Here is a 14,075-nt window from a genome sequence, read left to right as displayed (position 1 = left end):
TTGCGCAGGTAACGCACGTCACACCCCGGCGGAAATACCGGGGCGGGGTGTCCTGTTGTACCCACTGGTCGGTGCGCCCACCGTGTCCCCCGGGCCTCAACCACCGCCTTCACGGAGTTCCGTCCGGCTGGAGCCGTGAAGCGCCATTTCGCCGAGAGGCGACCGTGGCGCGCGCCGACTGTGACTGCTCAGCCCTGCCGGTCTTCTCTTCCCGGCAGGGCTGACCTGTATCCGGGACATCTCAGGGTCGGCCCCTGATGCCGGTGCTTTCCGTCGAAGACACCCTCGGAAGGGTAAGTCGTCCACGGAAGGAGTCCCGTCATGCGTGCCCCGCTGATCGCCGGCGCCGCCGCCCTGCTCGTCGCGACCGCCGCGTGCAGCTCGTCCACCCCACCGCCGCAGGCGCACGGCGTCGACCAGAGCCAGGCCGCCAGGATCGCCACCGACAAGTACGGCGGCCGCTCACTGGGCGTCGAGCAGGACACGGCACAGGGCCAGCCGAGCTGGGAAGTGGAGATCGCGGACAGCAGCCAGGGCCGCATCGAGGTCGACGTCGCCCAGCGCACTGGCGCGGTGCTCACGATGGAGCGGGACTGACCTCAGAGCCCGAGGTAGTTCCCCTGGTCCCCCACCTGCGGATCCTGCACGATGTCGGTCTGCCGGGCCGCCCGAAGACCGCCGGCGATCCGCTTCCCCTTGCGCCCCCGGTCCCGCAGATCGACCACGACGGCGATCCCCAGCAGCACCGCGACGAAGATTCCCAAGATGATCCAGGTCATGTCAGGCCCCCTTTGCCTTCCTTCGAAGGTAACCCCGCGGCCCGTGCGTTGGATCACCTCTTGATCGAGATTTAAGGGGCTCTCCCAGTACCGGTGTCACCAGGAACTCCCGGACGTCGAGGACGCCTGCCAGCCTGCTCTCAGCACTTCCACGACCGAAGGAACGAAGAACAAATGGCGGGCAACCAGTTCACCACCCACGCGGACCTTTTCGATCTGAGCGGGAAACACGCATTGGTCACGGGCGGCACCAAGGGCATCGGAATGATGATTGCGCGCGGCCTCCTGCAGGCGGGCGCCCACGTCGTCATCAGCTCGCGCGACGCGGAAACGTGCGCGGAAGCCCAGCGGCTGCTGTCCGAATTCGGCGACGTCCGGGCAATCCCCGCCGACCTGTCCAGGCACGACGAGTGCCGGCGCCTCGCGGATCTGGTCGAGGCCGGCTCGGGACGCCTGGACATTCTCGTCAACAACGCGGGAGCGATGTGGCGAGAGCCGCTGGAGACGTTTCCGGGCGAGGCCTGGGACTCGGTGCTGGACCTGAACCTCAAGGCGCCGTTCTGGCTGGTGCAGGCGCTGCTGCCCGCGCTTCGCCGGGCGGGCACCGCCGATGATCCCGCGCGGGTCATCAACATCGGCAGTATCGCCGCCGTCCACGTCGCCGAGTCGCCCAATTATTCGTACGCCAGCAGCAAAGCGGGGCTCCACCAGCTCACCAGGGTGCTGGCCAGGGAACTGGGCCCGCAGCACGTCACGGTGAACGCGGTGGCACCGGGACCGTTCCCGTCGCAGATGATGGCGGCCACGCTCGACGCCATCGGCGACACGATCGCGGCGAAGGCGCCATTGCGCCGGCTCGGCCGCGACGACGACATGGCGGGGATCGCCGTGTTCCTGGCCAGCCGCGCCGGGTCGTACCTCACGGGCACGATCATCCCGACCGACGGCGGCATCGCCACGACCGCCACGGGCACCTAGGAGGTACCGGCAGAACCCCCCTCCGCCCGCGGGCGGGGGTTACGGTGAAGAGGTGGTCAAGATCGATGTGCGTGCGGAGATCAAGGAATTCCTGAGCTCCCGCCGCGCGCGGATCACGCCCGAGCGGTCCGGCCTGCCCGCCTACGGCGGCAACCGCCGGGTCAAAGGTCTGCGTCGCGAAGAGGTAGCTCTGCTGGCGGGGGTGTCGGTCGACTACTACGTGCGGATGGAGCGCGGCAGCCTCGCCGGCGTCTCCGACGGGGTGCTCGAGGCGTTGGCGTCTGCCCTGCAACTCGACGAGGCCGAGCGCGACCACCTGTTCCACCTCGCACGGCAGTCGAGGACGCCCAGCCGCCGACGCCCCGCCGCGACGGTGCGTCCGGCGCTCCAGCAGGTGCTCGACGCCATCACCGACGCACCGGCGTGGATTTGCAACGGCCGTTATGACGTACTGGCCGTGAACCAACTCGCCCGCGCACTGTATTCACCGCTACTGGCGAACCCACGACGCCCGGCGAACACCGCACGGTTCGTTTATCTGGATCCCGAAGCGGCAAGAGCGTTTTTCGTCGACTACGACCGAATCGCGGGCGATGTGGCTGGAAAGCTGCGTATGGAAGCCGGCCGAAATCCGCACGACGAGGAGCTGATCGCCCTGGTCGGCGAGCTGTCGACACGCAGCGAACTGTTTCGGCGGCGGTGGGCGTCTCAGGATGTTCGGCTCCACCGGTCCGGGCGCAAGCGTTTGCACCATCCGGTGGTGGGCCGGCTCGAGCTGGACGTCGAGTCGATGGAGCTTTCCGCTGAACCTGGTTTGCTGATGAACGTCTACACCGCACCCGCCGACACGGCGGCGGCGGATGGTCTGGCGCTGTTGGCGTCCTGGGCGGCCAGCCAGGAGAAGCTCGTGCGGTGAGCGGAACCCAGGTCTGGCTGCCCCGGTGTAGCACCGGGTCGCTCGGCAACGACTGACCGTGCGTGACGAAGCTGACGCTGCCTCGCTTACCCGCGCTGGACTGGGCGTCAGCGCGCGGAACTTTGTTGCTCAGTGGGGCTGCGCTGCTGGGCGGGATGACGGTGCTGTTCGGGTGGGTCGACTGGCCGGCGTTGGGCCGGTGGGCACGCCCGCACGCCGTGCCGCTCGCACTGTTCGCTGTAGCGGGGCAGGTGCAACCGCCGCCGGCTGGCGGCTGCGCGGGCGGCACGCACCGCGAACACGGGCATCGGGAATGAGCTGGTGGGTCGTCGTCGCTGCTGCGATCGTGGTGGTTGTCGTGGCCTGGGTCGCGACCAACTGGCTACTGGGTGAGGCCGCTTCGGCAAAGGATCCCGGTGCCGCGCGGGTCGACGCGATCAAGACCGGGCTGGGCATCGGCGCCGGCACCACTGGCATCTTCGCGCTCCTGCTGGCCGTACGGCGACAGTGGCACAGCGAGAGCGACGCGACAGAAAAGAACGTCACCGAGCTGTACACCAAGGCCGCCGACCAGCTCGGCTCGGCTGAAGCCCCGGTACGCCTGGCCGGCCTCTACGCTCTCGAACGGCTCGCCCACAACAATCCGGGGCAACGGCAGAGCATCGTCAACGTCATCTGCGCCTACCTGCGCATGCCCTTTACGCCGCCTAACCCCGCACCGGCGACCGACGACCCGGAACAACAGGAGCGGACCCAGGAACGCGAGGTCCGACTCGCGGGGCAGCGCATCCTTCAGGATCACGTTGACCCGCAGAACCGCGGGAAGTTCTGGGCCGACATCGACCTCGACCTGACCAACGCGCACCTCATCGACTTCGGTCTATCGGGACGTCGACTACGGCGCGTCCGCTTCAACGGCGCGACCTTCAACGGCCCCGCCTCGTTCGACGACGCGACCTTCACCGGCCCCGCCGTATTCTCGGAAGCGATCTTCACCGACCTCGCCGCGTTCGTCGACGCGACTTTCGCCGGCTCTGCCTCGTTCTTGGAAGCGACCTTCACCGGCGAAGGCATGGTTCCACAGCGCAACCTTCACAGGCGACGCGTGGTTCGTCGACGCGACTTTCACCGGCGAGGCATGGTTCTACGGCGCGACCTTCACCAGCAATGCTCAATTCGGCGAGGCGACTTTCACCGGCCCAGTCTCATTCGCGGAAGCGACCTTCACCGACCTCGCCTCGTTCACCGGCGCGACCTTCACCAGCAAGGCCTCGTTCGACAACGCGACCTTCACCGGCAAGGCCCTATTCGACCAGGCGACCTTCGCCGGTGGTCTCCCTGAGATCGATCGGCGACTCGCTGAGAAAGCTCGATTCGTCGACGTCATCCTTACCAGCGACTCACCGGGCGGCACAGCCGTTGCGGGCATCGTCGTGGACGCGGAGTAGATACAGGCAGCTGCCGATCAGGCCGAGGCCTCCTCGGAGTGATGTCACTCAGTTTGTCACCCGGGTCACGCAAAAGCCCGGTCCGCGCGAAGCGAACCGGGCTTTGACTTGCGTGGGCCTACCAGGACTTGAACCTGGGACCTCTTCGTTATCAGCGAAGCGCTCTAACCGCCTGAGCTATAGGCCCTTGAACGAGGAGAACTTTACAGGACCCCCGGAGGGGCCCTGCAACCGGGTTACTCTCGCTCCGACAGCGTGACTTCGAGGCCTCCGGCGAGGTCCGCCGACACGTTGTAGATGAACGCGCTCACCGTGGCCAGCGCCGACACCAGGACGATGTTGATCGCGCCCAGGATGGCCGCGATGCCGAACACACGGCCCGCGCTGATCAGGGGTTCCGATGACGCGTTCGCGCCTTCGCCGCCCACCAGGGACGAGTACGTTCCGTTCAGCTTGTCCCAGACGCCCATGCCGTCCAGGACCGTGTACAGGACGCCTACCGCCACCAGCCAGACGAAGAACATCGCCACGCCCAGGACCAGGGACAGCTTCAGCACCGACCACGGGTCGAAGCGCTTGACCTGCAGCGACGCGCGGCGGGGGCCGCGGCCGGGGCGGCGGAGGGCGCTCGGGCGGGCTCGCTGGCCCGACGCCGACGGGACCGCCGCCGCGGATGGCTCACCGGCTGGGGGCGTGTCTCCCCCGCCGCCGAAGAGGCGGGGGGCCGCGCTTCCGCTCACCACCTGGCGTTGTTCCGCCGCGACCGGCTGGGTTTCGCCGGCCGGGGGCTCGGCCTTGTACAGCGCTTCGTCCGTGGCAATCCCGACCGTCGCTTCGGAGTCGCCGTCCTTGCCGACCCGCTGCCAGGGTGGGCTCGCCGGAGTTCCGTTCGAACCCGCTGCCTCGGGATTCTCGGATGGTGTCACGAAGAGTCAGTCCTTACCCGTGCCGTGGGGCCGCCGTCGGAGAGCAAACTTACTGCTCCGGCGTGGCCGTCGTTTCCTCACCCGCCGCGTCCGGCGCTTCCGGAGCCGGTGCGTCCTCGGGGGTGTCACCGTTGGCGACGTCCGAGGGCTCGTCCGCGTTGCGTGCGACGGCGAGAAGAGTGGTTCCTTCGCCGAGATTCATCAGCCGGACCCCCTTCGTCTGCCGTCCTGCCTTGCGGACGTCGCCCGCCGGCGTGCGGATCACGCCGCCGCTCGAGGTGATCGCGTACAACTCGTCCTCGGCGTCGACGATGAGCGCACCCACCAGCCTGCCACGTTTGCGGTCGTGCTGAATGGTGAGCACACCCTTGCCGCCGCGGCCCTGGACCGGGTAGTCCTCGATCGGGGTGCGCTTGGAGTAGCCGCCGTCCGTCGCGACCAGCAGGAACTTGCCCTCCTTGACGACGCTGATGCCGAGCAGCTCGTCGCCGTCGTTGAAGCGCATGCCCATCACGCCGGACGTCGGGCGGCCCATCGGGCGCAGGGCCTCGTCGGTCGCGTGGAAGCGGATCGACTGGCCCTCCGCCGACACCAGCAGCAGGTCGTCGTCGGCCGCCGCCAGCACCGCGCCGACCAGCTCGTCGCCCTCGCGCAGGTTGATCGCGATCAAGCCGCCCGAGCGGTTCGAGTCGAAGTCGGTGAGCTTCGTCTTCTTCACCAGGCCGCGCTGGGTGGCGAGCACCAGGTACGGCGCGACCTCGTAGTTCTTGATCTGGATGACCTGGGCGATCTGCTCGTCCGGCTGGAACGCCATGAGGTTCGCCACGTGCTGGCCGCGCGCGTTGCGGTTGGCCTCGGGCAGCTCGTACGTCTTGGTCCGGTAGACGCGGCCCTTGTTCGTGAAGAACAGGATCCAGTCGTGCGTCGAGCAGACGAAGAAGTGCTGGACAATGTCGTCCTGCTTCAGCGTCGCGCCCTGCACGCCCTTGCCGCCGCGCTTCTGCGAGCGGTACAGATCCGTTTTCGTCCGCTTGGCGTACCCCGTGCGGGTGATGGTGACGACGACGTCCTCGACCGCGATGAGCTCTTCGTCGGTCACGTCGCCGCCGAAGCCGACGATCTGCGTGCGGCGGTCGTCGCCGTACTTCTCGACGATCGCCATCAGCTCGTCGCGGATCAGCGCGCGCTGCCGCTCCGGCTTCTCGAGGATGTCCTTGAGGTCGGCGATCTCGAGCTCGATCTCGGCCAGCTGGTCGATGATCCGCTGGCGCTCCAGGGCGGCCAGGCGGCGCAGCTGCATGTCGAGGATCGCGGTCGCCTGGATCTCGTCGACGTCCAGCAGCTCCATCAGGGCCGGCCGGGCCTCGTCCGCCGACGGCGACCGCCGGATCAGGGCGATGACCTCGTCGAGCATGTCGAGGGCCTTGACGTACCCACGCAGGATGTGGGCCCGCTCTTCGGCCTTCCTCAGGCGGAACTTGGTCCGCCGGACGATGACCTCGACCTGGTGCTTCACGTAGTGCCGGATGATCTGGTCGAGCCGCAGCGTGCGCGGCACGCCGTCGACCAGAGCCAGCATGTTGACGCCGAAGTTCTGCTGCAGCTGGGTGTGCTTGAACAGGTTGTTCAGCACGACCTTCGCGACCGCGTCCCGCTTGATCGTGACGACGATCCGCATGCCCGAGCGGCTGTTGGACTCGTCGGCGATGTCGGCGATGCCGGTGAGCTTGCCGTCGCGGACCAGGTTCGCGATGTTCTCGACGAGGTTGTCCGGGTTGACCTGGTACGGCAGCTCGGACACGACCAGGATCGTGCGGCCCTTCGCGTCCTCCTCGACCTCGACGACCGCGCGCATCCGGATCGAGCCGCGGCCGGTGCGGTACGCGTCCTCGATGCCGGACGTGCCGAGGATCATCGCCTTGGTCGGGAAGTCCGGGCCCTTGATGCGGACCAGCAGCGCGGCCAGCAGCTCGTCGTCGTTCGCCTCGGGGTTCTCCAGCGCCCAGACGACGCCTTCGGACACCTCGCGCAGGTTGTGCGGCGGGATGTTGGTCGCCATCCCGACCGCGATCCCGGACCCGCCGTTGACCAGCAGGTTCGGAAACCGCGACGGCAGGACGTCGGGCTCCTGCGTGCGGCCGTCGTAATTGTCGGAGAAGTCGACGGTGTCTTCTTCGATGTCGGCCAGCATCTGCATGGCCAGCGGCGCGAGCCGGGACTCCGTGTACCGCATGGCGGCCGCGGGGTCGTTGCCCGACGAGCCGAAGTTGCCCTGGCCGTCGATCAGCGGGTAGCGCAGCGACCACGGCTGGGCGAGCCGCACCAGCGCGTCGTAGATCGCCGAGTCGCCGTGCGGGTGGTAGTTGCCCATGACGTCGCCGACGACGCGGGAACACTTGTTGTACCCGCGGTCCGGCCGGAAGCCGGAGTCGAACATCGAGTACAGGATGCGGCGCGCGACCGGCTTGAGGCCGTCACGCACGTCCGGCAGCGCCCGCGACACGATGACGCTCATCGCGTAGTCGATGTAGGAGCGCTGCATCTCCTGCTGGATGTCGACCGGTTCGATCCGGTCGTTCTCCGGGGCCGGCGGGAGGGTTTCCGTCATGGGGTCCTTCTCGGGTGCGGGTGGTCCAGGCGGGACAAGAGCAGGGGACGCCTACACGTCCAAGAAGCGCACGTCCTTCGCGTTGCGCGTGATGAACGAGCGGCGGGCCTCGACGTCCTCGCCCATCAGGACCGAGAACAGGTCGTCGGCCTGGGCGGCGTCGTCCATCGTGACCCGGCCCAGCAGCCGGTTCGCCGGGTCCATCGTGGTCTCCCACAGCTCCTCGGCGTTCATTTCGCCGAGACCCTTGTAGCGCTGGATCGCGTCGTCCTTCGGGAGCTTCTTGCCGGCCTCGACACCCGCCTGGATGACGGCGTCGCGCTCGCGGTCGGAGTACGCGTACTCCGGCTCCGTGCGCGGCCACTTGATCTTGTACAGCGGCGGCCGCGACAGGAAGACGTGGCCGTGCTCGATCAGCGGGGTCATGAACCGGAACAGCAGGGTGAGCAGCAGCGTGGTGATGTGCTGGCCGTCGACGTCGGCGTCGGCCATCAGCACGATCTTGTGGTAGCGCAGCTTCGAGAGGTCGAACTCGTCGTGGATGCCGGTGCCGAGCGCGGTGATCAGCGACTGGACCTCGGTGTTCTTGAGGACGCGGTCGATGCGGGCCTTCTCGACGTTGATGATCTTGCCGCGGATCGGCAGGATCGCCTGGTACATCGAGTCGCGGCCCTCCTTGGCCGAGCCGCCGGCCGAGTCACCCTCGACGATGTAGAGCTCGCACTCCTCCGGCTTGGTGGAGCGGCAGTCCTTGAGCTTGCCGGGCAGGCCGCCGATGTCGAGCGCGCCCTTGCGGCGGACCAGGTCACGCGCCTTGCGCGCGGCCATCCGGGCCTGGGCCGAGGAGATCGACTTGTTGATGATCGTCTTCGCCTCGGTCGGGTTCCGCTCGAACCAGTCCGCCAGCCACTCGTTCGACTGCTGCTGCACGAACGTCTTGGCCTCGCTGTTGCCCAGCTTGGTCTTCGTCTGGCCCTCGAACTGCGGCTCGCCGAGCTTGATGGAGACGATCGCGGCGAGGCCCTCGCGCACGTCGTCACCGGTCAGGTTGGCGTCCTTCTCCTTGAGCAGCTTCTTGTCGCGCGCGTAGGAGTTGACGACGCGGGTGAGCGCCGCGCGGAAGCCCTCTTCGTGGGTGCCGCCCTCGTGCGTGTTGATCGTGTTGGCGAAGGTGTAGACCGACGGCGTGAACCCGGTGTTCCACTGCATCGCGACCTCGACCTCGAGGCCGGTGCCCTTCGCGTCGAAGGAGATCACGCTGGGGTGGATCGGGTCCTTGCTGCCGTTGATGTGCTTGACGAAGTCCTCGAGCCCGCCCGGGTAGCAGTAGACCTTCTCCTTGACGCGGGCGACCTTGCCCTCCGCGTCTTCCTCGGTCTCCTCGTCGGCGACGCGCTCGTCGCGCAGGGACAGCGTCAGCCCCTTGTTGAGGAACGCCATCTCCTGGAGGCGGCGCGAGATCGTCTCGAAGTTGTACGTCGTGGTCTCGAAGATGTCGCCGTCGGCCCAGAACGTCATCGTCGTGCCGGTCTCGGTCGCCGGGCCGAGGTCTTCGAGGGGGCCCGGGACCTGGTCGGTGTAGAGCTGGCGCCAGTCGCGGCCGCCGTACTTGACCTCGGCGAGCAGCTTCGTCGACAGCGCGTTCACCACGGAGATGCCGACGCCGTGCAGGCCGCCGGACACCGCGTAGGAGTCGCTGTCGAACTTGCCGCCCGCGTGCAGCTGGGTGAGCACGACCTCGATGGTCGGCTTGTTCTCCTTGGGGTGCATGTCGACCGGGATGCCGCGGCCGTCGTCGACGACGCGCACCCCGCCGTCCGCGAGGAGGGTAACCTCGACCTTGGTGGCGTACCCGGCCATCGCCTCGTCGACGGAGTTGTCGACGACCTCTTGGACGAGGTGGTGCAAGCCCCGTTCACCGGTGGAACCGATGTACATGCCGGGTCGCTTGCGGACCGCTTCGAGGCCTTCGAGCACCGTGATCGACGACGCGTTGTACTCGCTCTTGTTCTCGGTCACAGGCCTTGTTTCTCCTCGTCTCGCCCGAGCGGACGTTCGCTCCCTCCCAGTGTACTTGGCCGCGTCCGCTGACATGCGGCAAGGACACCCCTGAACGCGTCACAGACGGACGAAATCGGTTCGAGCCGAGTCTTGACGTATTTCAGTGCGTCTGGATGCGTTCTCGGGGCATTCAACCGAGCATCGCGCAACCCGGGTCAGCCGTACGTGTCACGCGGGCCGCGACCCGGCACGTGCCGGGGCCCTTTCCGCCAGCTCGGGGCGGTCGGACCCTGGATCCGCATCCGCTTCACGACGCCGTTGCCGACCCCCGCCGCGATCTTGGCCAGCAGCTTTCCCTGCAGCAACCGCAGCTGGGTGGCCCACGCGGTGGAGCTGGCGCGGACGGTGAGCTCGCCGTCCTTCAGCGCGACCGGCTGGGCGTGTTCGGCGACGTCCTCGCCGACCAGCTTGGCCCACTGGGCGAAGACGCGGGCGCCCGTGACGCTCTCGTTCCACCCGCGGTCGCGGACGAGCCGGGAGACCAGCCGACCGAGCGGCTGGGGGTCGCGCGCGTCCGCGCCCGGCCCCGACCAGCGGCGACGCCGGGGGTTCTGCCCGCCGCCGACCGCGGGGCGACGGCGGCCCGGCGGGACGCCCCGCTCCTTCGCCTTGGCCTTCGCGGCCTCGAGAGCCGCATGTGCGAGGTCGCGTCCACTCGTCCCGGTCCCGTTCGGAGCAGTGCCGTTTTCACTCTGCGTGGTCGGCGCGCCGTTCTCGGCCGGGTTAACCCCCTTGAGGGGGGTGTCAAGCGGCCGTTCCGGCCTTTTGGTCACGCGCGGCGATAACCCGGGCACGGGTTTATCCACACTGTCCACAGGTTTGTCCCCAGATCGGTGGGTAACTCCTGTGTCAGCGGTCACACCGGGTGCTCGGGTTGATCTTGCCGATCCTGGTTTTCGCTGTTCAGCCACGCGTGACCTCACCATCCGCCACCACGAACCGGCTCCCCGCCAGCTCGCTCGGCACGTCTTCGTCGACCGCGGCGGTCACCAGCACCTGTTCGGCGCTCACGGCCACCTCGGCCAGCCGGGCCCGGCGCTTGCGGTCCAGCTCGGCGAACACGTCGTCGAGCAGGAGCACCGGCTCACCCGCCTCCCCGCGCAGCAGCTCGTAGCTGCCGAGCCGGAGGGCGAGCGCGAACGACCACGACTCGCCGTGGCTCGCGTACCCCTTGGCCGGCGCCTCGCCCAGGATCAGCTCCAGCTCGTCCCGGTGCGGGCCGACCAGGCTGATCCCGCGCTCGAGCTCGGCCTTGCGGGCTTCACCGAGCGCCTTGAGCAAGACGTCCTTGAGGACTTCGGGTTGCGCCCGTTCGCCATCCGGTACGCCGTACGTCGGCGGGAGGGCCCCACCCAGCGACGACCGGTAGGAGATCTTCGCCGGCCGCGAGTCCGGCGCGACCCCCATGTAGGCCGAGGCCGCGTGCGGCGCGAGGTCGGCGACGAGGTTCAGGCGCGCGGCCAGCAGCTCCGCGCCGGCCACCGAGAGGTGGTCGTCCCAGACTTCGAGCGTCGAGAGCGCGTACGGGTCTTCCCGCCCGGTCCGGCGCTTGCCCGCCGTCTTGAGCAGGGCGTTGCGCTGCTTCAGCACCTTCTCGTAGTCGGCCCGGACTCCCGCGTACCGCGGCGCGCGCAGCACCAGCAGCTCGTCGAGGAACCGACGTCGCTCGCCCGGGTCGCCGCGGACGAGCGCCAGGTCCTCCGGGGAGAACAGCACCGTGCGCAGGATCCCGAGCACGTCACGCGGCCGGCCGACCGCGCCGCGGTTGACCCGGGCGCGGTTCGCGCGGCCGTTGGTGATCTCGAGCTCGACGGTCAGCTCGCGGTCGTCGTTGACCACCGCGACCCGCACCAGCGCGCGTTCACAGCCGTGCCGGATGAGCGGCGCGTCCGTCGCGACGCGGTGCGAGCCCAGCGTCGCGACGTACCCGATCGCCTCGAGCAGGTTGGTCTTGCCGCGACCGTTCTGGCCGACCAGCACGGTCGGCCCCGGGTCGAGCGCGAGATCGGCCTGCGGCCAGGAGCGGAAGTCGGTGACCTGCAGGTGACGCAGATACACCAGCTGCTCCTTACCCGCCGGCCTTCTTCACCGCGTGCCCGCCGAACTGGTTGCGCAGCGCGGCGACCGCGCGCATCGCGGCCGAGTGCTCCTGGCGCGAGGCGAACCGCGCGAACAGCGCGGCCGAGATGACCGGCGCCGGCACCGCGTTGTTGATCGCCTCTTCCAGCGTCCAGCGGCCTTCGCCGGAATCCTCGACGTAGCCCTCGAGGTCGTCCAGCTCCGGGTCCTCGTCGAGCGCGCGCACGAGCAGGTCGAGCAGCCAGGACCGGACGACCGTGCCGCGCTGCCAGCCCTTGATCACGGCGGGCACGTCGTTGACGACCTTCGCGGCCTCGAGCAGCTCGAAGCCTTCGGCGAAGGCCTGCATCATGCCGTACTCGATGCCGTTGTGGATCATCTTCGCGTAGTGGCCCGCGCCGACGTCGCCCGCGTGCGAGAAGCCTTCCTCGCGCGGGCCTTCCGGGCGGAGCGCGTCGAAGATCGGCATCGCCCGCTCGACGTCGGCGGCCGCGCCGCCGACCATCAGGCCGTAGCCGTTGTCCTTGCCCCACACGCCACCGGACACGCCGCAGTCGACGTAGCCGATGTTCTTGGCACGCAGCAGGTCGGCGTTCAGCTTGTCGTCGGTGTACTTCGAGTTGCCGCCGTCGATGACCATGTCGCCGCCGTCGAGCAGGTTGCTCAGCTCGGTGACGGTCTGGCGGGTCGGCTCGCCGGCCGGGACCATGATCCAGACGATCCGCGGGCCGTCCAGTTTGGACACCAGGTCTTCGAGCGACGTCGTGTCGGTGACGTCCGGGTTGCGGTCGTAGCCGACCACTTCGTGACCGGCCGCACGCAGCCGCTCACGCATGTTGAAGCCCATCTTGCCCAGGCCGATGAGACCGAGCTGAACCATCGAGATCCCCTTACGTACTAACGAGAAGTGCGGGTCAGCCCGGCAGGCGGACCGGCATCAGGAGGTAGAGGTAGCCGGGGACGACGTTGCCCTCGGGGTCGGCGGGCTTGATCAGCGCGGGCCGGTTCGGCGTGGTGAACGTGAGCTCCGCCCGGTCGCTGTGGAGCGCGCCGAGGCCGTCGACGAGGTAACCCGGGTTGAACGCGATGGTCACCGGCTCACCTTCGTACTCGACCTGAAGCTCTTCTTCGGCGCTTCCCTCGTCGTCGCCGCCCGCGGACAACCGCAGCGTGTTGTCCCCGAACTCCAGTCGTACCTGAGTCCCCCGCTCCGCCACCAGGGAAACGCGCTTGATGCTCTCGGTGAGAGCCGACACGTCGATGACCGCGCGTGAGGTGTGCGACGCGGGCAGCAACTGGCGGTACGGCGGGAACTCGGCGTCGAGCAGGCGGGTGGTCGTGTAGCGGCCGGAGCCGGACAGGCCGAGCAGGCCCTCGCCGCTGGCGAGCGCGAGGCGGATCGTGGCGCCGCTCGCGCCGAGCGTCTTGGCCGCTTCGGCGAGCGTGCGCGCCGGGACGAGCACCGCGGCGTCGGCCAGGCCCTCGGCCGGCTCCCAGGTGAACTCGCGCATGGCGAGCCGGAACCGGTCGGTCGCGACCAGGGTCAGCGAGCTGCCGGAGATCTCGAGGCGCATGCCGGTGAGCATCGGGAGCGTGTCGTCCTTGCCCGCGGCGACGACGACCTGCGTGACGGCCTGGCCGAACGCGTCGCCGGCGAGCTCACCCGCGAAGGCGGGCTGGGACGGCAGCTGCGGGTAGTCCTCGACCGGCATGGTCGGCAGGGAGAACCGCGCGCTGCCGCACGTGATCGTGGCGCGGGAGCCGTCGACGGAGATCTCGACCGGCTGCGCGGGCAGCGCCTTGGTGATGTCGGCCAGCAGGCGGCCGGAGACCAGGAGGCGGCCGCCGTCGGCGATCGTCGCCGGGACGCCGACCGTGGCGGAGACCTCGTAGTCGAAGCCCGAGACGGTCAGCGCGTCGGTCTCGCCGTCGGAACCGGCGTCGAGCAGGACACCGCCCAGCACCGGCACCGGCGGCCGGGAGGGGAGGCTTCTGGCCACCCACGCGACGGCGTCGGCGAGCCCGTCACGCTCGACGCGGATCTTCATGCGCGCATCCTTTCGACGACCGAGCGCTCGTGGCTCGGGCCAGGCCTCGTTCTCGCGGGGCAGTGACCGGCTGCCCCCTCCGGCCGGTCCGCCCTCCCGCTTGCGCGGCCGGAGCGCGGACCAGGTGCAGGCGTCCACGTTAGGCCGTCGCGGGGCCCGCCGTCACCTCGGCCTCCCGTTGACTTTGTCGACTTGCCGACACGTTCTCGCGGCTGTCCCCAACTTCGTCCTC

The 14,075-nt window shown here is 68.9% G+C and carries 12 protein-coding genes, 1 tRNA gene and 1 pseudogene; 5 read left to right on the top strand and 9 right to left on the bottom strand.

Annotation, left to right across the window (positions count from 1 at the left end; translation table 11 throughout):
* The first annotated feature begins 321 nt into the window (after positions 1 to 321).
* Positions 322 to 597, top strand: coding sequence for a PepSY domain-containing protein (locus tag M8542_RS25420; protein WP_257922750.1), 276 nt, complete (start codon positions 322 to 324; stop codon positions 595 to 597).
* Positions 598 to 599: 2 nt separating this feature from the next.
* Here M8542_RS25420 and M8542_RS25415 read toward each other — a convergent pair whose 3' ends face one another.
* Entirely contained in the window at positions 600 to 779 is a 180-nt protein-coding gene (locus M8542_RS25415) for a hypothetical protein (protein WP_257922749.1), read from the bottom strand.
* A gap of 174 nt (positions 780 to 953) precedes the next feature.
* On the opposite strand from M8542_RS25415, the gene M8542_RS25410 reads away from it, so the two are divergent.
* The 4 genes and pseudogenes from M8542_RS25410 (at position 954) to M8542_RS50660 (ending at position 4,121) form a co-directional block, all read left to right on the top strand.
* Complete coding sequence (locus M8542_RS25410; protein ID WP_257922748.1) at positions 954 to 1,757, top strand: SDR family oxidoreductase; 804 nt, start codon at positions 954 to 956, stop codon at positions 1,755 to 1,757.
* Positions 1,758 to 1,809: 52 nt separating this feature from the next.
* On the top strand, positions 1,810 to 2,673 hold the full coding sequence (locus tag M8542_RS25405) for a helix-turn-helix transcriptional regulator (RefSeq protein ID WP_257922747.1): 864 nt from the start codon (positions 1,810 to 1,812) through the stop codon (positions 2,671 to 2,673).
* Positions 2,674 to 2,986: 313 nt separating this feature from the next.
* Positions 2,987 to 3,718 (top strand): annotated as a pseudogene (locus M8542_RS25400) (pentapeptide repeat-containing protein); the annotation flags it as partial.
* Complete coding sequence (locus tag M8542_RS50660; RefSeq protein ID WP_372508604.1) at positions 3,708 to 4,121, top strand: pentapeptide repeat-containing protein; 414 nt, start codon at positions 3,708 to 3,710, stop codon at positions 4,119 to 4,121. The pseudogene M8542_RS25400 and the gene M8542_RS50660, both read left to right, overlap by 11 nt.
* A 113-nt stretch (positions 4,122 to 4,234) precedes the next feature.
* Here M8542_RS50660 and M8542_RS25395 read toward each other — a convergent pair.
* The 8 genes from M8542_RS25395 to dnaN form a co-directional block, all read right to left on the bottom strand.
* Positions 4,235 to 4,308, bottom strand: a tRNA-Ile gene (locus M8542_RS25395).
* A gap of 49 nt (positions 4,309 to 4,357) precedes the next feature.
* The gene (locus M8542_RS25390; protein WP_257922745.1) at positions 4,358 to 5,047 is read right to left on the bottom strand and encodes a DUF3566 domain-containing protein; all 690 of its coding nucleotides are present in this window, start codon (positions 5,045 to 5,047) and stop codon (positions 4,358 to 4,360) included.
* Positions 5,048 to 5,096: 49 nt separating this feature from the next.
* Positions 5,097 to 7,655: a DNA gyrase subunit A gene (gene gyrA, locus M8542_RS25385; protein ID WP_257922744.1), complete on the bottom strand. Its 2,559-nt coding sequence runs from the start codon at positions 7,653 to 7,655 to the stop codon at positions 5,097 to 5,099.
* A 51-nt stretch (positions 7,656 to 7,706) separates the two neighbouring features.
* On the bottom strand, positions 7,707 to 9,674 hold the full coding sequence (gene gyrB / locus M8542_RS25380; protein ID WP_257922743.1) for a DNA topoisomerase (ATP-hydrolyzing) subunit B: 1,968 nt from the start codon (positions 9,672 to 9,674) through the stop codon (positions 7,707 to 7,709).
* 197 nt (positions 9,675 to 9,871) lie between these two features.
* Positions 9,872 to 10,489: a DciA family protein gene (locus tag M8542_RS25375; RefSeq protein WP_257922742.1), complete on the bottom strand. Its 618-nt coding sequence runs from the start codon at positions 10,487 to 10,489 to the stop codon at positions 9,872 to 9,874.
* A gap of 130 nt (positions 10,490 to 10,619) precedes the next feature.
* Positions 10,620 to 11,774 (bottom strand): DNA replication/repair protein RecF, encoded by a 1,155-nt coding sequence (gene recF / locus M8542_RS25370; protein WP_257922741.1) that lies wholly within the window; start codon positions 11,772 to 11,774, stop codon positions 10,620 to 10,622.
* A gap of 10 nt (positions 11,775 to 11,784) precedes the next feature.
* On the bottom strand, positions 11,785 to 12,675 hold the full coding sequence (gene gnd, locus M8542_RS25365; RefSeq protein WP_257922740.1) for a phosphogluconate dehydrogenase (NAD(+)-dependent, decarboxylating): 891 nt from the start codon (positions 12,673 to 12,675) through the stop codon (positions 11,785 to 11,787).
* 34 nt (positions 12,676 to 12,709) lie between these two features.
* Positions 12,710 to 13,843: a DNA polymerase III subunit beta gene (dnaN, locus tag M8542_RS25360; protein ID WP_257922739.1), complete on the bottom strand. Its 1,134-nt coding sequence runs from the start codon at positions 13,841 to 13,843 to the stop codon at positions 12,710 to 12,712.
* Between the last annotated feature and the right edge of the window lie 232 nt (positions 13,844 to 14,075).

The sequence above is a fragment of the Amycolatopsis iheyensis genome (assembly GCF_024703995.1).
GTDB lineage: Bacteria > Actinomycetota > Actinomycetes > Mycobacteriales > Pseudonocardiaceae > Amycolatopsis > Amycolatopsis iheyensis.
This window is presented reverse-complemented; position numbering and strand designations above follow the sequence as displayed.